Here is an 18,491-nt window from a genome sequence, read left to right as displayed (position 1 = left end):
AATAGCATCTATAACTGGATGGGATTACATTTTGTCAGCCCTAGCTACTGTTGCATGATTTTTGAAAATTGGTATTAGTTGAAGCAGAACGGCAGCGGGTTGTGGGTTACAAGACAGATGCACTTGAAATGTACGATCGCGCCATCCAACTAGCTCAAGAAAATAAATTCATCAACGAAGAAGCACTAGCTAATGAATTAGCTGCCAAGTTTTACCTTGACTGGGGCAAAGAAAAAGTCGCCGCTGGCTATATGCAGGAAGCATATTACTGTTATGCCCGTTGGGGAGTTAAAGCCAAGGTTAGACACTTAGAAGAAACATATTCGCAGTTACTTCAAAGCATTGCGAAGCGAGAGACTGTATCTATAAACAGCACCCAGCCGATCGCTTCAACCACAATGACCGATACAAATATACTAGATTTTGCGACAGTGATGAAAGCCTCGCAAGTGCTGGCTGGGGAAATTGTTCTCGACAACTTACTAGCAAAATTACTAAAAATTGTCTTAGAAAATGCAGGCGCAAGTTCTGGCTTTCTCATCTTAGATAGAGGCAGTGAGCTGTGGATAGAAGCAGCGGGGACACTGGAGTCAGACCAAGTATTTGTGCCTCAACGTATGTCGGTTCAAAACAGCTTATTAGTCCCACTTTCCATCATTAATTATGTTACCAGAACTCAACAAGATATCGTTCTGGATGACGCGCGTATATCTGAAAAATATCTCAAGGATTCTTACATTAAATTACATCAACCTAAGTCCGTTTTGTGTGCTACTATTCAAGGGCAAGGTCAACTCATCGGTCTTGTTTACTTAGAAAATAATTTAACTACAAGCGCGTTTACTCCCAACCGCTTGTCAGTCATCAGAATGTTGTGTTCCCTAGCGGCAATTTCTATTAAAAATGCCCAACTCTATGACCAATTAGGGGAATACTCGCGAACGCTGGAACGTAAGGTTATAGAAAGAACCCAAGAATTGCAACAGGAAATGGCTGTCAGAACGCAGGCAGAAATAGCGTTGGGCCAGTCTGAGGAAAAGTTTTCTAAAGCCTTTCGTTCCAGTCCTAACCCGATCGCGATCGCGCGGTTCGCAGATGGACGCTACATCGAAGTTAACGACAGTTTCCTCAGCACTTTTAGTTACTCTCGCGAAGAGGTAATTGGTTTTACAGCGATTGAGTTGAATCTTTGGGTTAATTTAGAAGAACGTGACAGATACAGACAACTATTGCAAGAATCAGGAGTAGTTCGCAATCAGGAACTCGATTGTCGTACTTCCTCAGGCGAGATGAGGAAGATGCTGGTATCATCAGATCTTATTGAGCTGGGTGGAGAAGCGTGTATTCTCTTAGTCACTAACGACATCACCGAACGTCAAAGGGTAGAAGAAGCGCTTAAAGAAAGCGAGGGTAAATATCGCGACTTAGTAGAAACATCGCAGGATATGATTTGTTCACTTGATGCTGAAGGGCGTTTTACCTTCGTCAACGCTGCTGTCAAACATATTTTGGGTTACTGCCCTGAAGAAATGATAGGCCGAAAATTCAGTGATTTTAAGCCACCTGAACAACTTCCCAAAGATAACGAGAGATTCCAACGTGTACTGAGCGGAGAGTCCGTGTTTCAGTATGAAACTATACAATTAGCTAAAGATAGTAGACCTATCAATCTCCGGGTTAATGCCATTGTGGTACGGGATTCCGAGGGAAAGATTCTAGGAATAACTGGCACAGCAAGCGATATTACGGAGCGCAAAAAAGCAGAGGCAGCCTTACAACAAGCCAAAGAAGTAGCAGATGCGGCTAACAAGGCTAAAAGCGAATTTTTATCAAAAATGAGTCACGAATTGCGAACTCCCCTCAATGCAATTCTCGGCTTTACCCAAGTGCTGGGACGCGACTCATCCCTTTCTCAGATACAGCAGGAACATATCGGCATCATTAGTCGCTCTGGCGAGCATTTGCTGACGCTGATTAATGACGTGCTGGAAATGTCTAAAATCGAGGCAGGTCAGATTACCTTAAATCCTACTAGCTTTGACCTGTATCATTTGCTCGATTCTCTCGCAGAAATGCTCAAACTCAAAGCAGATTCAAAAGGTTTAGCATTTAGTTTACACATCAATCCTAATATTCCTCAGTATGTAAAGACTGACGAAAGTAAATTGCGTCAAGTCTTGATTAATCTGCTAGGAAATGCGATAAAATTTACGACGAAGGGAATTGTGGCACTTCGGGTTGCAGCAATTAGTGCGACACACAAGTCGGCAACAGAGAACGAACCACGGACTATTACGTTTGAAGTGGAAGACACTGGCCACGGCATTGCTCCTACTGAGGTAGATTCTTTATTTGAGGCTTTTGTACAAACTGACTCAGGTCGGAAATCTCAAGAAGGAACAGGCTTGGGTTTACCCATCAGCCGACAATTCGTACAACTGATGGGAGGAGACATTACCGTCCGCAGTACATTGAATCGAGGAACGATTTTTAGTTTTAATATCCAAATTAGCTCCCCTGACATGGCTGAAATTCAACCTCGACAATCAAGAAAACGGGTAATTGGTTTAGAACCCAACCAACCCCCATATCGCATCTTGGTAGTTGATGATAAATGGGAAAGTCGTTTGCTATTGGTTAATCTTCTCGAACCGCTTGGCTTGGAGGTGCGCGAAGCAGTAAATGGTGAAGAAGCTATTAGAATCTGGGAAACTTGGAAGCCTCACCTAATTTGGATGGATATGCAAATGCCTGTGATAGACGGGTATGAAGCTACCCGACAAATTAAAGCCAAGGTTCAAGAGGAGGCTACCCCGATTGTTGCGTTGACCGCTAGCGCTTTTGAGGAAGAGCGAGCCATTGTTTTAGCATCAGGCTGTGACGATTTTGTGAGCAAGCCTTTCCGAGAAGAAGTTATTTTTGCCAAAATGGCGGAACATTTAGGGGTACAGTATATTTATGCAGATTTACCGAACTTTACCTTATCTCAGCTTGAGGGTCAAGACTTGAGTGTAAAAGCAGGGGAAAAAACTGAAAATTTAAGGACAACTTTGGCCACGCTGCCTGCGGAGTGGGTGACACAGTTACATCAAGCAGCTATCGATGCTGATGCAGAGCTAATTTTAAATTTGGTCGCCGCAATTCCTGAATCTAATACTTCTTTTGCGGAGGCTATCGCCGATTGGGCTAACAACTTTCGTTTTGATAAAATTACTAACTTAACTGAAGAAAATATTCCATGAACAGCCACCAATTAGAATCTCATGTTGCCAATCTTTTAGTGGTGGACGATACCCCAGACAACCTGCGTCTTTTATCCACTATGTTGAGCGACAAAGGGTATAAAGTTCGGGGCGTAATAAACGGGGAAATGGCCTTAAAAGCAGCGCGTTCAACCCCACCCGATTTGATTTTGCTAGACATCACGATGCCCCAGATGAATGGCTACGAAGTTTGCCAACATTTAAAAGCGGATGGCAGAACTTCGGGTATTCCAGTTATTTTCTTGAGCGCCCTAGATCAAGTGTTGGATAAAGTCACAGCATTTGCTGTTGGAGGAGTAGATTACATCACCAAGCCATTTCATTTAGAAGAAGTTTTAGCTCGCGTCGAAAATCAACTCACTCTTCAGCGTTTGCAAAAAAAATTGCACGAGCAAAATGCGCGATTGCAGGAGTCCGAGGCTAAGGAGCGAGAGAAATCCCAACAACTAGAGCAGGCTCTACAACAGTTACAAAATGTACAAGCTCAACTCATTCAAAGTGAGAAAATGTCAAGTTTGGGCAATGTCGTAGCGGGGGTAGCACACGAAATTAACAATCCGATTAGCTTCATTAAAGGGAACCTCTCTCCGGTAACGGAGTACACTCAAGATTTGCTGAGGCTGGTGCAACTCTACGAAGAAGATTTTCCCAATCCCACAACAGCTATCCAGGATCAACTGGAGGCGATGGATCTCACTTTTCTGAGCAATGACTTGCCGAAGTTAATTGCTTCTATGAGAATAGGAGCTGACCGGATCGAAGAAATAGTCCGATCGCTGCGGAATTTTTCCCGACTCGATCAAGCTGAGTTGAAAGCGGTGGATATTCATGAAGGAATTGAAAGTACGCTGATGATTTTGCAGCATCGGCTAAAAGATGAAGCAGACCAAAGGATAATTAAAGTGGTAAAAGAGTATGAGGAGCTGCCAAAGATAGAATGTTATGCGGGACAAATGAATCAGGTTTTTATGAACATCCTGACCAATGCGATTGAGGCGTTGCAGTCACAAAAAACTTGGAAAAAAGAGGGAGATAATAACAGCCCTATCCCTACTATTACTATTTGCACGAAGTTACTCTCCGACTTTCAAGCGGGTATTTATATTACTGATAATGGGCCGGGCATAACCGAAGATATTCAACAACGCATATTTGAACCCTTTTTTACAACGAAGAAAGTGGGCCAAGGAAAGGGTTTGGGGTTATCGATTAGCTATGCTATCGTAGTGGACGACCATGGCGGCCAACTTCGTTGTTTTTCGATACCGGATCAAGGGGCGACATTAGCAATCGAAATTCCGAGTCACCACTCTAAAAAACGTTGTTCTAAAGAAGATTGGGTCGGGTTATAAGCCACACTAAAATAAAAGTATTCCAAAAGGGTTTAAAATTACGAATCGTGTTTATTTATGAGTCAGTTTCTTTGCAATTTTTACACAAGTTTCTATTAATCACAAGTTAATACTCTTAGTCACAGAGTCGGCAACCTATTCCGGCAACGCTCCTTAAATTACCAACTGTCGCCGACTTGTTTTTTTCCGTAGCTTATGCACGCACTCTCAAACCCCAAATAATGATAAATTTCAACCCTCATTTTTTTTTGTCGCCAAAAACCCTAGCAATTATTTGTGCAATTGCTACGTTTGTTGTCATTGCTAGCAAAGTCTTTGGCACAACAATTGATTATGCACCGCCATTTAAAGAAACTAGCTTTTACAGTACGACGATATCTGCTAATAACGATTTAGCTGACATTTATTATCCTAAACCATCCGATCTTAATTCCGGTAATTACTCTTTCCCCATTGTACTTTTATTGCAAGGTGCGCTTGTAGATAAATCATTTTATTCAGATTACGCTAGCCAGGTGGCGCGGTACGGTTTTGTGGTAGTCGTTCCGAACCATTTGCGCCCTTCGCCCTTCAATCCCACTTCACCCCCTAATTTGGCGCCGGAAACTTCGCAAATTGCGGCGGTTTTGTCGCAAATGGCGATCGAAAACACAAACCCCACATCTCCGATCGCGTCTGTTATCGATACGCAGCGCCTTGGTTTATTGGGTCATTCTTTTGGTGGTGCAGTGGGGTTATCAGTGATTGCTAACAAATGTCTCCCAGAATTGTATTTGTGTCAAGAGCCATTTACGCGCCCGAAAGAACTATTAGCAGGTGCATTTTTTGGAGCTAACTTGCGGAATCCCATTGCTAATGAATTTGTACCCATCGCTAATGATGGCATTGCAGTGGCGTTGATTCAAGGCGATATCGATGGTGTCGCCCTGCCCGATCGAGCTCAAAGCACCTTTGACCAAATTCAAACACCACCCAAAGCTTTGATTACTGTTATGGGTGCCAATCACTTCGGCATTACCAATGTTAATAACCCCGCTGGTGCGATGCCCGATCGCAATACTGCTACCTTAGAGCGAGCCGTGGGTATTGAAACGATCGCCCGTTGGAGCGCCCTGTTTTTGCGGGCAAATATGCTTAAAGATCGATCGGCATTTGATTATATTTACTCTCAAGCTGACGCCCTCGATCCGAATGTCCGTGTTACCACCGTTGCAGTTCCAAAACCATCTTCTAAGTAGCTCCACCTCAAAAAACGTAAGATAGATTAAAGCTCATATAGCACTACTAAATTAGTCGTAAATTTTTTACCCCACCCCAACTCTCCCCCAACCCGCGGGGAGGGACTAAGAAATTCACAAATGATGCGAGGATTGCTATAGCTCTCTGAATAATAAGCTTTGAAATCCCCTTTTACTTTACCTATAGATTTTAGTTCAAAAGATTTAATCTTATTCCTTTGAATCGTTTTTGAGCAAATTTTTTGATTTTTTTTTACTCGATATCTGCCTTCTGAGCTTTTTCGTTACTCACAGGCTTTGGTTCCTTTAAGTTGGCTTTCATGCGATAGTGTACTTGCTTGTGTAATGTTTGATATTTGACTGAGACTTGATAGTTCTCTTCTACCCATTGACCAATTTCTTTATAAGTCTTAAAATCACAGGACTCTTCACTTAATTTTTCTGATATTCCGGCTATTACCGCTGAAGGAATTACTCGGGGTCTACCAGTTGCTTGCCGTATTTCCAACAGTTCTGACAGACCCCCAGCAATATATTGTTTTAACCATCTATGTACAGTAATTCTATGTACACCTAGACGTTCAGCTACCTCTGTAAGGCTTTGAATCGCTCCTGTTTTTAACCAATAAAGTGCCTGAACTTTTTGTTTATTAGGCAGAGTTCGCTGCTCGGACAGAATTATTTTTAACTCGTCTGCTGTTAAATCTATTCTTTGTTGGTAGTTTACTTTCATAAAATATTTCTCAAAGTTTCAGCTTCATTGTATCAGTTCTTTTTGGGCAATGATATTATCAACTAAATTTCCCTTTGCAGTAACGTCAGCCTGCCGCTTAAAGACTAGCAAAGTAATATCATCAAACACTTTCTGCTTACCGATATGTTGCCGTACATCTACAATCACCGCATCCTTAACTTCTGCAGCAGACTTGTGCCAATTTTGACTAATTACTTCACATAGTTGCTTAATTCCATACTGCTTTTTGCCGATGTTATAGGCTTCTGGAATGCCATCAGTATATAGCACCACGCCATCTCCAGGTTCTAGTTCAATCAGGATGTGACTGATGAAGTTTGCGATATCATCATCTAAAGCGATCGGGAAACCTAAATCCATCGTGTCGATGCGCTCAACCTCTCCATTTTTTCGCACCACTAGCGTTTCTTCATGCTGACCGCTGATGCTGATCCGTCCTTCGGAATAGTTCAAAATCGCCAGCGTCAGACTTTTCTCAGAATTCATGCGCTGCACGTTTTTGTAGAGGGTACGGTTGAGTACATCCAGGAATCGAACGGGGTCTAGTTCACGAATCTCTTGCAGGGTGCGAACTGAGGTTTGCGCCATCAGCATCAGAATGCCACTTTCCAGGCCATGTCCGGTGACATCACCGATCGCCAGTGTGACAACACCATTGATCTGTAGCACGTCGTAGTAGTCACCTCCTACTTCATCGGCGGATTCCATGTATGCGGCGATATCTAGTCCGTCAATTTCCAGTTCATCAGGGTTGGGCAAAATCATTTGCTGGATCTGACGCGCCACATTCAATTCTGCACCTAAGCGGAGGTTGTCTTCTTTGAGTTTTTCATTGAGGGCAATGATTTCCTGATTAGCACTAGCGAGTTCTACTGTTCGTTCTTTAACTTTGTCTTCAAGGGTTTCAAAAGATTCTTGGAGTTGCCTCGCCATGCTGTTGAACGATCGTGCCAGCAGACCGATTTCGTCTGCCGATCGCATCTTCACACGGATGTCTAAGTTACCCGCCGTAAACTGGGCAACCGCTTGGGTGAGGTAAATCACAGGCTTTGTTAATAGTTGTGCGATCGCCAAAGCGAGGATAGTTACAATTGTGGTGATGATTGCTAATAAAAGAAGTGCATCGCGTATTTGTTTTTCTACAGGTGCTAGGGCGACGGCAATGGGCTGTGCGAAAAGAACTGACCAAGGTTTATATTTCAGGCGGGCGATCGCTAAGAGACTCAACTCATTATTACCCGTAGTTGCCAATCGTGTGGTTAGATAGGGCTGTTTAGTGTCTAATGCTTGCTTGAGCTCGGGCAAATTGATTGCAAGTTCTTTCGTTAGAGTCTTAGGCAAACGTCCTTCGCGTTGCAGTTTCGCTACAACATTGGGTGACAAAGGCACAATCGATTTGAAAAGGAGTTCAGGTGTAGTGCTATGTGCCAGATGGATATAGTTTTCATCTAAAAGAACTGCTAACGATTTCGCACCTGCACGTTCAGTTTCCCGAGTCACCAACTGCTGGACAGATGTGGCATTGTATGTCACCCGCAATACACCCAATATATTTCCCTTTGCATCGCGAACAGGACTGCTAAAGAAGAGCGTCACGAGGTTGGGAATTGTCGGCGATTGCCTAATACTAGAAACAAAAGATAGTTGAGTTTTGAGCGGTTCTTGGAAGTAATCTTGACCGGATTCATCTCGTCCAACATCCGGTGTATTCGTATCGAGTACATTCCGTCCCTTTAAGTTAAGCAAGGCATAGGAGATAATATTAAGCATATCTTTGCGACTGAGCCGGGTTAAGGTTTCAGTCGCTAACATCTCTTGGGGACTACCATTTCGCCGTTCTGGAGGTAGGCCCAGATAGGCGGCCAAACCTGGTAAAATCGCTTCTACGCGCACGGCATTGAGATTCCCATCGATAAACCCATCTATTCTGTAAGCGGTTTCGTTAGCCGCCGCAGATAGGGCTTGTCGTGCGTTGTCGGTCAATGCCTTTTGAGTTGTCTGCTTGTTGATAAATGCTAACAGCAGCAACGGAATTAGAGCAACGAGGAGAAACGACACGATTAACTTTGTACGAATGCTGTTGAAAAAGGAGCGCTTCATGGTTTCAGGCTAGGAGGGGGGGTTAAGAAAGAAGAATTGAACAAGGTTTCTAGATTGGGAAGGCGCGTCACATTGCCAGCGCGAATAAAAAAATCCGCATATTTCTTGGCGTTTTTGTAGATAGAATTAGGACTGTCTGATTGAAAGAAGTTTTGATTTTCTGCAAAGTCAGTGAGGTCTATTCCCTCGAAAGAGACTTTCTTGCTGGGAATATTCAACGCTTTGCTGGCGATCTCGTTTCCTTCCGGAATATTTGTTTCCCAATAAGACAAGGCTTGAAGCCAGGCTCGCACAAAGGCGCGAATATCTTCGGGGCGATCGCGTATCACCTCACCACGAAACGCGACCAAATCCAAAATTAAGCCTGGGGTTTGTTTGCTTGTAAACAGGATATGCGCCCCTAATTTTAATGCTTCAGAAAGATACGGTTCCCAAGTGTGCCCTGCTTGAATAGCCTTGTTTTGTAAGCGATTTGGAACTTCTAAAGCATCGACTTTAACCAGCCTAACATCATCGCTCGTCAGCTTAGAGGTTTTCAACATCTCCGTAACGAATACTTCGCTAAAGCCGCCTAGATTTGCACCAAGCTTTTTTCCTTTCAAGTTAAGAATTGTTTTAATATCCGATTGTGCGACTACCACATCTGCACCTGTCGATTCATCCACAACCATCACAGCTTGTATATCAGGATTTGTGGCACTCAAGATAATCAAATTGCCCAAGGGCAATCCGATCCCATCATACTTCCCTGCACTGAAATCCGCTTGTTGCATGGAGTAGTCTACATTGCTCAGTTCCACGTCTATCCCTTGGGCTTTGAAGAATCCTTTCTCTTGAGCAATGACGACAGGTATATAGCCAATAAAAGGGACAAAAGATACTTTTAGGGGAGGACGTTTTACTTTTAGAGGTTGCGAAGAATGACAAGCAAACAGCAGGCAGCAGGTAATAATAAAGAGACTGTTGAAAAAGGAGCGCTTCATGGTTTCAGGCTAGGAGGGGGGGTTAAGAAAGAAGAATTGAACAAGGTTTCTAGATTGGGAAGGCGCGTCACATTGCCAGCGCGAATAAAAAAGTCCGCATATTTCTTGGCGGTTTTGGAGATATAATTAGGACTGTCTGATTGAAAGAACTTTTGATTATTTGCAAAGTCAGTAAAGTCTATTCCCTCGAAAGAGAGTTTATTGCTGGGTATATTCAGCGCTTTGCTTACGATCTCCTTTCCTTCGGAAATATTTGCTTCCCAATATAACAAGCCTTGAAGCCAGCCTCGCACAAAGGCGCGAATATCTTCGGGGCGATCGCGTATCACCTCACCCCGAAACGCGACCAAATCTAAAATTAAGCCTGGGGTTTGTTTGCTTGTAAACAGGATATGCGCCCCTAATTTTAATGCTTCAGAAAGGTACGGTGCCCAAGTGTGCCCTGCTTGGATAGCATTGTTTTGTAAGCGATCTGGAACTTCTAAAGCCTCGACTTTAACCAGGCTAACATCATCGCTCGTCAGTTTAGAGGTTTTCAACATCTCAGTAACGAAAACCTCGCTAAAGCTGCCTAGATTTGCACCAAGCTTTTTTCCTTTCAAGTTAGGGATTGTTTTAATATCCGATTGTGCGACTACCACATCTGCACCTGTTGATTCATCCAAAACCATCACAGCTTGTATATCTGGATTGGTGGCGCTCAATATCACCAAATCCCCCAAGGTCAATCCGATCCCGTCATACTTCCCTGCACTGAAATCTGCGTCTTGCAATTGTGAGTAGTCTACATACCTCAGTTCCACGTCTATCCCTTGCGCTTTGAAGAATCCTTTTTCTTGAGCAATGATCAGAGGTGTATAGCTAACAAAAGGGACAAAAGATACTTTTAGGGGAGGACGTTTTACTTTTAAAGGTTGCGAAGAATGACAAGCAAACAGCAGCCAACAGGTAATAATAAATATACAGATGTAATTGAGTAGTCTAGACATACTAGCTATAGCATTCCTTGTGTAGAAAAGGCGACTGATATTTTCTGGAACCCGATCGACCTAAGTGCATCCTCCGCAATCGCTGCTAAACCTGTTCCGGTGGCTATATCTAGAACAAGCTTGCCCGATCGCACTTTTGCCAATTCTACTAACCGAGTTGCAGCCTGTTTGTGAAATTCATTTTCGTAGTCCGGAGGGTTGTTGAAGTCATTGAGAATCTGCCGTTTGTAGGCACTTAGCGAGTCAGTCATGCCGAATTATGGTTTAACTTTCTACATTGTGGCAGTTATGGTCGATCGCGACTCTCGTCGCAGGTGACATCAGGGGGCAATCTCTACAATGCCCGCAAATGTATGCAAAACCGCTACCGAGTATCAACTCTCCGGCAACAAACACCCGCCCAACTGGGATCGCGAAGCTGTAATCCGCTACAATCTTTGTTTGGTAAAGAATTTTTACAAGTTCACAGCCCATTACAGCCTTTGCGGCTTGTACTACCCAACCTGCCTGAAAATATGGATTTTGCTACTCTTGCTGCCCAGCTAAATGCTGGAACTATCTTGCCAGAGGGAATTGTCATCATCACCCTCTTGGTTGTTCTCGTCGGCGATTTAATCGTAGGCCGCAGTTCCTCGGGTTGGACTCCCTACGTTGCCGTTGCGGGTTTGTTGGCCGCCGTCGCTGCTTTGTGTTTGCAGTGGGATAACACGGATACCATCTCGTTTCTGGGCGGTTTTAACAGCGATGCCTTGAGTTTAGTGTTTCGCGCAATTATCGCTTTGACTGCGGCTGTCACTATTTTGATATCCGTCCGCTATGTACTGCAAACTGGTACTGCTTTGGCGGAATTTATCGGCATTTTACTCACCGCTACTTTGGGGGGAATGTTCCTCAGCGGCGCTGATGAATTGGTGATGATTTTTATTTCGTTGGAAACTCTGAGTATCTCGTCTTATTTGCTGACGGGTTACACAAAACGCGACCCGCGTTCCAATGAAGCTGCTTTGAAATATTTGTTAATTGGGGCTTCTTCTTCGGCGGTGTTTCTCTACGGGATTTCGCTGCTGTACGGGTTGTCGGGCGGCGAAACTAAGTTAAGTGCGATCGCGGCTAACCTTTCTACTGTCAATGAAGGTCAATCTCTCGGTTTGGTGATTGCTTTGGTTTTTGCGATCGCCGGAATCGCCTTCAAAATCTCTGCGGTTCCCTTCCACCAGTGGACTCCTGACGTTTACGAAGGTTCTCCTACACCCGTTGTTGCCTTTCTTTCTGTCGGTTCCAAAGCAGCAGGTTTTGCCCTAGCAATCCGCTTGTTAACAACTGCTTTCCCCGCACTTATCGAACAGTGGCACTTCGTGTTCACGGCCTTAGCTATTCTCAGCATGGTGTTGGGAAATGTGGTTGCCCTCGCCCAGACTAGCATGAAGCGGCTTTTGGCTTATTCGTCGATCGCCCAAGCCGGTTTTGTGATGCTGGGTTTGATTGCAGGAACAGAAGCCGGTTACTCCAGCATGATATTTTATCTGTTGGTTTACCTGTTTATGAACTTGGGTGCTTTCGCCTGCATCATCCTGTTCTCGCTGCGGACTGGAACCGACCAAATTAGCGAATACTCAGGTTTGTACCAAAAAGACCCGCTGTTAACTTTAGCCTTAAGTATTTGCCTGCTTTCTCTCGGTGGAATTCCTCCCCTGGCTGGATTTTTCGGCAAAATCTATCTATTCTGGGCCGGCTGGCAAGCTGGACTTTACGGCTTAGTTATCCTGGGATTAATTACCAGTGTAGTTTCTATTTACTACTACATCCGCGTTGTCAAGATGATGGTAGTAAAAGAACCTCAAGAAATGTCAGACGCGGTAAAAAATTATCCCGAAGTTCGCTGGAACCTTCAGGGAATGCGGCCTTTGCAAGTCAGCGTTGTACTCACTTTGGTTGCAACAACATTGGCGGGAATTCTGTCTAACCCTTTGTTTAATTTGGCTAATGATGCTGTTACCAAAACTCCCATGTTGCAGTCGGCACTGAGTCATGTGCAACCTGTTGTGGGTGCGAAAATTGAATCGAATTTGGTGTCTCGCCGGGATTAATTCTTCCTGGTTGTGAAATAGTGGAAAACGCCTGACTCTGTGAAGTTGGGCGTTTCTTTTTTGTTGTGATATACTGTTAATTATGATTTTTAACCGCAGATGTAGGCAGATTAATGCAGATAAAAGTTAGTACAGAGGCAACAATGTTAGTACAAACTAAGGAAAAGTTTTATACTCCAGATGAGTACCGCGAGTTAGAGGAAACTGCTGAATTTAGAAATGAATACCGCGATGGAGAAATTGTAAAAATGAGTGGTGGTAGTATTAATCACAGCCGGATTATCCGAAATTTGAGTAGAGTCTTGGGAAATTTGCTTGAGGGGCAGCCCTATGAGCTTTTTCACAACGATTTGCGGTTGTGGATTCCTCGGTACCGACGGGGAACTTACCCGGATGTGATGGTAATTGAAGGGGAGCCAGTTTTTACCGAGGGACGCAGTGATGAGATCCTTAATCCGATGCTCATCGTGGAAGTGCTTTCTAAGTCTACCAAAGATTTTGATCGAGAGGATAAGTTTCGGTTTTATAGATCGATCCCTGAATTCTGTGAATATGTGTTAGTCAATCAATCTGAGTTTTTAGTCGCACAATATATTAAAACAGAATCGAATGAATGGTTATTTCGGGAATATGAGGGAGAGACAGCAACAGTTTCTTTTGCTTCCTTGGGAGTGCCAATGTCGATGAGCGAGATTTATGCAAAAGTTGTATTTGAAAGCTCGGAAACGGAAGTGCAGCAGTAAAATTCCTGGTAGGGGTGATTGCAATGTCTAGCTTGGTAACAGTAAAACAATAATAAGTTGGTTGGTGGTCAGGACTTTAGTCTTCTAATTTTTATGAGGGAAGATATGGATAACTACCGAATTGTCGAAACTTTGACGGACAGCCAGGTTTCCGACTTGATGGATTTATACAAAAACGAGTTTTGGAGCAACAAGCGGAAGCGGGAAGATGTCGTGAAAATGCTGGCGACGACTGATGTTATCATTGGTTTGGTAGATGAGAGCGATCGACTAATTGGCATTACTCGCGTCATTACCGATTTCGTATACAGAGCCATGATTTTTGATGTCATTATCAAGCCGACACACAGAAAGATGGGACTGGGTGCAAAGTTGATGGATGCAGTTTTAAATCATCCAGAATTGCAAGCTGTCGAGAACTTTGCTCTTAACTGTTTGCCGAACATGATGCCGTTTTACGAGCGTTGGGGTTTCACGGATGATGTGGGCGAAATGAAGTTGATGCGGCGAACAACAGGCTGAACTTAGCTCCTTGAAAGCCCCAACTTTTCTCGAATTACATCTTCTTTTAAACCTACTAAAACAGCAGTTCCATCTTTAACGAAAAGAGGACGTTTCAACAGCATCGCATCCTTAGCAAAAGCCTCCACCCACTGTTCGCTAGTCCAATTTTTCTTGTCATCGCCCAAAGCCCGGTAAGATTGACCGGAAGTATTTCGCATGGGTTGAAAGCCCAAAGCAGCTACCCAGCTTTGAATTGTTTCGCGAGTCGGTGGCTGTTCTTTTGTGTTAATGAACTCGTAATTAACCTCGCTATCTTTGAGCCACTGGAAAGCTTTTTTGCAGGTGCCGCAGTTCGGGATTCCGTAAACTTGAATTGACATAATAATGATTGTTGATTGTTGACTGCTGGCTGCTGACTGCTGACTGTTGGCTAATAACAACTGACAACTGACAACTGACTAATGACTACTGACTAATCTAGCTTGTTGAACCCATTTTTGCACGCGATCGACTGAAGGAGTCAAGTCATTGCGCTGCATTGTCGCTACGTGCAGCCTTAAAACTTGTTGGTGTAATCTCTCCACGGGCATTTGAGCCAATTGAGCCGGCGAAGCAACGCCGGCGTGAAGTAACAGCCCGCAATACTGACACCCTACACTTGGAATTAGAGCCAAATTTGCCATCGCTACCCATTTATTAACAGATTGAATGTTAATGTGTAATTGGTTGGCTAGCAGCACTTTCGCCGCCTGCGTTTTCGTCATGCGAATTAGTTGTCCGGTTGTGGTGATGCTGCACTCTTCCAGTTGAGATTGGTTTTCCTTGCTCAATCCCGGTAAATGTCCGATCGGCCAGTCGCGTAGTTGCACAGAAGTTTGAGGAGCTTTATGAGAAATTTTCATGTTTTTTCAGTTAATTTTACTTATACTTTAAAGTCTCATATATCAAACAGTCAATAGAGGCGATCGCTCACGTCGGCCAATCAACAAAAACCAGACCAAGGAATTTGACTAATTGCGGGTGTTGTGAGATTTCTGCTAATTGCTTGCCGAGTAGCACCTTCAGCCTGTTTTCCTGCCTGTGGCTCAGGCTTACTGCTTAACCCAATCATCCAGGCGATGACGACAAAGACTATAAAAAACACAGCCTATAAATGCTAGCAAGAAAGAAGTTCTAGATGAGAATTTTCTCAAAAATGGCTGCCAACTTGGCAGTCAAAATTTTAGTGCTTTAATGCTGAGAATGAAAAAACTTATGGCTGACTGCAAACCCAACTCAAAATTATAGGTTTTTACCCATGACAATTACACAAGGTGATGATTTGTTAACTAATACTCTACACCAACGGCGCCAAAAACTGGCTAGTTTAATTAATTTTCCGGTAATTCTCTGGTCGGGGTGCAGAATTCCTCGCAATTATCCGGCACTTACTTATCCCTTTCGTGCCAGCAGTCACTTTCTATATTTTGCTGGTTTGCCCTTAGAAAATGCTGCCATTCGCTTAGAATCGGGCAAATTAGAATTGTTCTTAGATGACGCACCTGCTAGCAGCACTCTTTGGCACGGAGAAATGCCGAAAAGAGCAGAAATTGCCGAACTAATTGGGGCTGATGCTGCTTTTCCAATGGCCGAATTGAAATCGCGATCGACAAATGCAGCAACGATCGCCCTTCAGGATTCTTGGACTAAGTTGCAACAGTCTCAAATTCTTGAGCGCCCTCTGGCACCGCCCAACTCGCCAACCGGAATCGACCTAGAATTAACTCAGGCGATCGTATCTCTGCGCCTGAGCCACGATGCAGGCAGTTTTGCCGAATTGCGTCAAGCTGCGGCTGTTACTGTAGAAGCTCACAAAGCGGGGATGGCGGCAACTCGAAATGCTCAAATTGAAGCAGGGGTGCGCGCTGCAATGGAAAGTGTCATCATCTCCAAAAATATGACCTATGCGTATCCTAGTATCGTGACTGTGCATGGAGAAGTGCTGCACAGCGAACATTATCACAATTCCCTACAAACCGGAGATTTGTTGTTAGCAGATGTTGGTGCGGAAACATCAACGGGATGGGCGGCTGATGTGACTCGCACTTGGCCGGTGTCTGGAAAGTTTTCAGCGACTCAAAGAGCGATTTATGATGTAGTTTTGGCAGCCCACGATGCTTGTATTGATAAAGTTAGTCCGGGGGTGGAATATCAAGACATTCACCTGTTAGCTGCTCGGATTATGGCGGAAGGATTAGTTGATTTAGGTTTTTTGCGGGGCAATGTTGAGGATTTGGTTGAAATGGATGCTCACGCGCTGTTTTTTGTGCACGGAATCGGACATTTAATCGGTTTGGATGTTCACGATATGGAAGATTTAGGAGATTTGGCTGGCTATGAAGAAGGAAGAACGAGAAGCAGTCGGTTTGGGTTGGGGTTTTTGCGGCTGAATCGAGTTTTGCGTCCGGGAATGCTGGTATCGATCGAACCGGGATTTTATCAAGTTCCGGCAATTTTGAATAACCCAGAAAACCGCGCCAAATATCAAGGTTTCGTAAACTGGGACGAGTTGGAAAAATTTGCCGATGTGCGGGGGATACGCATAGAAGATGATATACTTGTCATCGATGAGGGTAGAGAACTATTGACAGGAAAATTGCCCACAAAAGCTCCGGAGATTGAGGAGTTAGTTGCGGTAAATACGTAAGTAGAGCCGAGTTCGAGCGCACATACGCAGTTCCATCAGGTGTGAAAAAAAATAAATAAAGATGAATAAAGGTTGGCAAACAAGTCTTTTGATATTAGTTAAAAAAGTGATCTCGCAAGTCAGAAAATTCGCAGCACTAATACTTCCACGCATTGTTCGTAAACCTATATCCTCGCCGCCGCCTCCGATGCAAGCTGCACCTTTGCCCAGCAACGAAGAAGAGAGGCTAGAAGCACTTCACCGCTACGACATTCTAGATACAGAGGCCGAAGCCGCTTTTGATGACCTAACAGCTTTAGCATCTTATATTTGCGGCACTCCTATAGCTTTAGTAAGCTTAATAGATTCTAATCGACAGTGGTTTAAATCAAAAGAGGGTCTGGAAGTGCCAGAAACTCCGAGAGAGTCATCTTTTTGTGCCCACGCTATTTTAAATCCCAACGAATTGCTAGTTGTACCCAATGCTTTAGATGACGATCGCTTTGTCGGCAATCCGCTAGTAACTTCCGATCCAAATATTCGGTTTTATGCTGGAGCCCCGCTAGTAACTCCTGACGGTTATCCGATCGGCACTTTGTGCGCGATAGATACAGTTCCTCGTAATCTCAGCCCACAACAGCTAGAAGCGCTGCGGACTTTAGGGCGGCAAATTATTCACCAAATGGAGTTGCGAATAAATCTGACTAAATTAAAACGCGCACAGATCAGGAACCAACAAGTAGAAGCAAAACTCCGTTCTACAGACGAGCAAATTGTCAATTTTTTAGAAGGAATGAGCGATGCTTTTTTTGCTTTCGACACGCAGTGGCGATTTACTTACATCAATTATAAAGCAGCACAATTTTTGCAGCGATCCCCGGAAGAACTTTATGGTAAAAATTTTTGGGAAGAGTTTCCACACTTAGTGAATTCGGAGTTTTATAAAGAATATCATGGAGCTGTAGCCAAACAAGTTGGAGTGGCTTTTGAACAATATTATCGTCCCTTGAAAGTGTGGGTGGAAGTCCGGGTTTTTCCTTCTCACGACGGCATTTCTGTGTTTTTTCACGACATAACCAAGCGCAGGCAGATGGAAGCTGCACTCAAGAAAGAACAGAAAAAAACTGAAAGGTTAGTGCTAAATATTTTGCCCGAACCGATCGCCCACAGGTTGAAGTATAAACCGGGGGTAATTGCAGACAAGTTTGAAAAAGCAACAATTCTTTTTGCTGACTTGGTGAATTTTACCCAAATTTCTACTACCATGCCCGCCACTCAATTAGTATACTTACTGAATGAAATTTTCTCAGTTTTTGACCAACTGAGTGAGAAGCACGGCTTAGAAAAAATCAAGACGATCGGGGATGCTTACATGGTAGCAGCCGGTATTCCCATTGAACGTCCAGACCACGCAGAGGCGATCGCCGAAATGGCGCTGGATATGCTAGCAGCAATTAAGGAATTAAATGTGAAGCTAGACGCGAAATTTGACCTTCGCATCGGGATTAATAGCGGCCCGGTGGTAGCGGGGGTAATCGGCACTAAAAAATTCATTTACGATTTGTGGGGAAATGCCGTGAATACAGCTAGCCGCATGGAATCTCACGGCATAATAGGTCGCATTCAAGTCAGCCACTATACTCATAAGTTGCTACAGGATAAATATGAATTTGAAGATCGTGGCGAGATCGAGATTAAAGGCCAAGGGAAAATGCGGACTTATTTACTGACGGGGAGAAAAACAGCAAGCGATCTCAAAATTGCAGAGTAAATAAAACTAAGACTTGAAAGTACCTGATTGTTGAGGAAATGC

Annotated in this window: 15 protein-coding genes; 8 read left to right on the top strand and 7 right to left on the bottom strand. The window is 43.9% G+C overall.

Annotated features, from left to right (window positions below; translation table 11 throughout):
• The first annotated feature begins 68 nt into the window (after positions 1-68).
• The 3 genes from QT996_RS17410 to QT996_RS17400 all read left to right on the top strand — a co-directional run bounded on the left by QT996_RS17410 (position 69) and on the right by QT996_RS17400 (position 5,853).
• The gene (locus QT996_RS17410) at positions 69-3,242 is read left to right on the top strand and encodes a PAS domain S-box protein (protein WP_333047960.1); all 3,174 of its coding nucleotides are present in this window, start codon (positions 69-71) and stop codon (positions 3,240-3,242) included.
• Positions 3,239-4,615, top strand: a complete 1,377-nt coding sequence (locus QT996_RS17405) for a response regulator (RefSeq protein WP_333047959.1) — start codon at positions 3,239-3,241, stop codon at positions 4,613-4,615. The genes QT996_RS17410 and QT996_RS17405 overlap by 4 nt, the downstream gene beginning before the upstream one ends.
• A gap of 221 nt (positions 4,616-4,836) precedes the next feature.
• A complete protein-coding gene (locus tag QT996_RS17400) occupies positions 4,837-5,853 on the top strand; it encodes a poly(ethylene terephthalate) hydrolase family protein (protein ID WP_333047958.1) in 1,017 nt (338 codons plus the stop codon).
• Positions 5,854-6,106: 253 nt separating this feature from the next.
• Here the strand turns inward: QT996_RS17400 and QT996_RS17395 are convergent, their stop codons facing one another.
• The 5 genes from QT996_RS17395 to QT996_RS17375 are packed head-to-tail and all read right to left on the bottom strand — an operon-like array spanning position 6,107 to position 10,930.
• A complete protein-coding gene (locus QT996_RS17395) occupies positions 6,107-6,586 on the bottom strand; it encodes a helix-turn-helix domain-containing protein (protein WP_333047957.1) in 480 nt (159 codons plus the stop codon).
• A 24-nt stretch (positions 6,587-6,610) separates the two neighbouring features.
• Complete coding sequence (locus QT996_RS17390; RefSeq protein WP_333047956.1) at positions 6,611-8,707, bottom strand: SpoIIE family protein phosphatase; 2,097 nt, start codon at positions 8,705-8,707, stop codon at positions 6,611-6,613.
• On the bottom strand, positions 8,704-9,690 hold the full coding sequence (locus tag QT996_RS17385) for an ABC transporter substrate-binding protein (RefSeq protein ID WP_333047955.1): 987 nt from the start codon (positions 9,688-9,690) through the stop codon (positions 8,704-8,706). The genes QT996_RS17390 and QT996_RS17385 overlap by 4 nt, the downstream gene beginning before the upstream one ends.
• Entirely contained in the window at positions 9,687-10,679 is a 993-nt protein-coding gene (locus QT996_RS17380) for an ABC transporter substrate-binding protein (protein WP_333047953.1), read from the bottom strand. Before QT996_RS17380 ends, QT996_RS17385 begins: the two co-directional genes overlap by 4 nt.
• A gap of 5 nt (positions 10,680-10,684) precedes the next feature.
• The gene (locus tag QT996_RS17375; RefSeq protein WP_333047952.1) at positions 10,685-10,930 is read right to left on the bottom strand and encodes a hypothetical protein; all 246 of its coding nucleotides are present in this window, start codon (positions 10,928-10,930) and stop codon (positions 10,685-10,687) included.
• 264 nt (positions 10,931-11,194) lie between these two features.
• Here QT996_RS17375 and QT996_RS17370 point away from each other — a divergent pair, with 264 nt between their 5' ends.
• From QT996_RS17370 to QT996_RS17360, 3 genes are all read left to right on the top strand, one after another.
• On the top strand, positions 11,195-12,766 hold the full coding sequence (locus QT996_RS17370) for an NAD(P)H-quinone oxidoreductase subunit N (protein WP_333047961.1): 1,572 nt from the start codon (positions 11,195-11,197) through the stop codon (positions 12,764-12,766).
• A gap of 143 nt (positions 12,767-12,909) precedes the next feature.
• Positions 12,910-13,509 (top strand): Uma2 family endonuclease, encoded by a 600-nt coding sequence (locus QT996_RS17365; RefSeq protein ID WP_333047951.1) that lies wholly within the window; start codon positions 12,910-12,912, stop codon positions 13,507-13,509.
• A gap of 105 nt (positions 13,510-13,614) precedes the next feature.
• Entirely contained in the window at positions 13,615-14,031 is a 417-nt protein-coding gene (locus QT996_RS17360; protein WP_333047950.1) for a GNAT family N-acetyltransferase, read from the top strand.
• 2 nt (positions 14,032-14,033) lie between these two features.
• On the opposite strand, the gene QT996_RS17355 is transcribed toward QT996_RS17360, so the two are convergent.
• Both QT996_RS17355 and QT996_RS17350 read right to left on the bottom strand, forming a co-directional pair.
• A complete protein-coding gene (locus tag QT996_RS17355) occupies positions 14,034-14,393 on the bottom strand; it encodes a Spx/MgsR family RNA polymerase-binding regulatory protein (protein WP_333047949.1) in 360 nt (119 codons plus the stop codon).
• Between the two features lie 78 nt (positions 14,394-14,471).
• Positions 14,472-14,915 carry a DUF4332 domain-containing protein gene (locus QT996_RS17350; RefSeq protein WP_333047948.1) on the bottom strand — a complete coding sequence of 148 codons (444 nt, stop codon included), beginning with the start codon at positions 14,913-14,915 and terminating at the stop codon, positions 14,472-14,474.
• A gap of 395 nt (positions 14,916-15,310) precedes the next feature.
• On the opposite strand from QT996_RS17350, the gene QT996_RS17345 reads away from it, so the two are divergent.
• Together QT996_RS17345 and QT996_RS17340 are read left to right on the top strand one after the other, a co-directional pair.
• Complete coding sequence (locus QT996_RS17345; protein ID WP_333047947.1) at positions 15,311-16,699, top strand: aminopeptidase P family protein; 1,389 nt, start codon at positions 15,311-15,313, stop codon at positions 16,697-16,699.
• A 187-nt stretch (positions 16,700-16,886) separates the two neighbouring features.
• Entirely contained in the window at positions 16,887-18,449 is a 1,563-nt protein-coding gene (locus QT996_RS17340; RefSeq protein WP_333047946.1) for an adenylate/guanylate cyclase domain-containing protein, read from the top strand.
• Positions 18,450-18,491: the final 42 nt, after the last annotated feature.

Origin of the sequence: Microcoleus sp. S13C4, from assembly GCF_036700865.1 — a bacterium.
Classification (GTDB): domain Bacteria; phylum Cyanobacteriota; class Cyanobacteriia; order Cyanobacteriales; family Microcoleaceae; genus Microcoleus.
This window is presented reverse-complemented; position numbering and strand designations above follow the sequence as displayed.

What these genes read in the sequence shown, in the direction of transcription:
- QT996_RS17385 (WP_333047955.1), bottom strand. Translation starts at nt 9,690, where the DNA reads ATGAAGCGCTCCTTTTTCAACAGTCTCTTTATTATTACCTGCTGCCTG.
- QT996_RS17365 (WP_333047951.1), top strand. Translation starts at nt 12,910, where the DNA reads ATGTTAGTACAAACTAAGGAAAAGTTTTATACTCCAGATGAGTACCGC.
- QT996_RS17350 (WP_333047948.1), bottom strand. Translation starts at nt 14,915, where the DNA reads ATGAAAATTTCTCATAAAGCTCCTCAAACTTCTGTGCAACTACGCGAC.
- QT996_RS17400 (WP_333047958.1), top strand. Translation starts at nt 4,837, where the DNA reads ATGATAAATTTCAACCCTCATTTTTTTTTGTCGCCAAAAACCCTAGCA.
- QT996_RS17390 (WP_333047956.1), bottom strand. Translation starts at nt 8,707, where the DNA reads ATGAAGCGCTCCTTTTTCAACAGCATTCGTACAAAGTTAATCGTGTCG.
- QT996_RS17380 (WP_333047953.1), bottom strand. Translation starts at nt 10,679, where the DNA reads ATGTCTAGACTACTCAATTACATCTGTATATTTATTATTACCTGTTGG.
- QT996_RS17345 (WP_333047947.1), top strand. Translation starts at nt 15,311, where the DNA reads ATGACAATTACACAAGGTGATGATTTGTTAACTAATACTCTACACCAA.
- QT996_RS17405 (WP_333047959.1), top strand. Translation starts at nt 3,239, where the DNA reads ATGAACAGCCACCAATTAGAATCTCATGTTGCCAATCTTTTAGTGGTG.
- QT996_RS17370 (WP_333047961.1), top strand. Translation starts at nt 11,195, where the DNA reads ATGGATTTTGCTACTCTTGCTGCCCAGCTAAATGCTGGAACTATCTTG.
- QT996_RS17395 (WP_333047957.1), bottom strand. Translation starts at nt 6,586, where the DNA reads ATGAAAGTAAACTACCAACAAAGAATAGATTTAACAGCAGACGAGTTA.
- QT996_RS17340 (WP_333047946.1), top strand. Translation starts at nt 16,887, where the DNA reads ATGCAAGCTGCACCTTTGCCCAGCAACGAAGAAGAGAGGCTAGAAGCA.
- QT996_RS17375 (WP_333047952.1), bottom strand. Translation starts at nt 10,930, where the DNA reads ATGACTGACTCGCTAAGTGCCTACAAACGGCAGATTCTCAATGACTTC.
- QT996_RS17355 (WP_333047949.1), bottom strand. Translation starts at nt 14,393, where the DNA reads ATGTCAATTCAAGTTTACGGAATCCCGAACTGCGGCACCTGCAAAAAA.
- QT996_RS17360 (WP_333047950.1), top strand. Translation starts at nt 13,615, where the DNA reads ATGGATAACTACCGAATTGTCGAAACTTTGACGGACAGCCAGGTTTCC.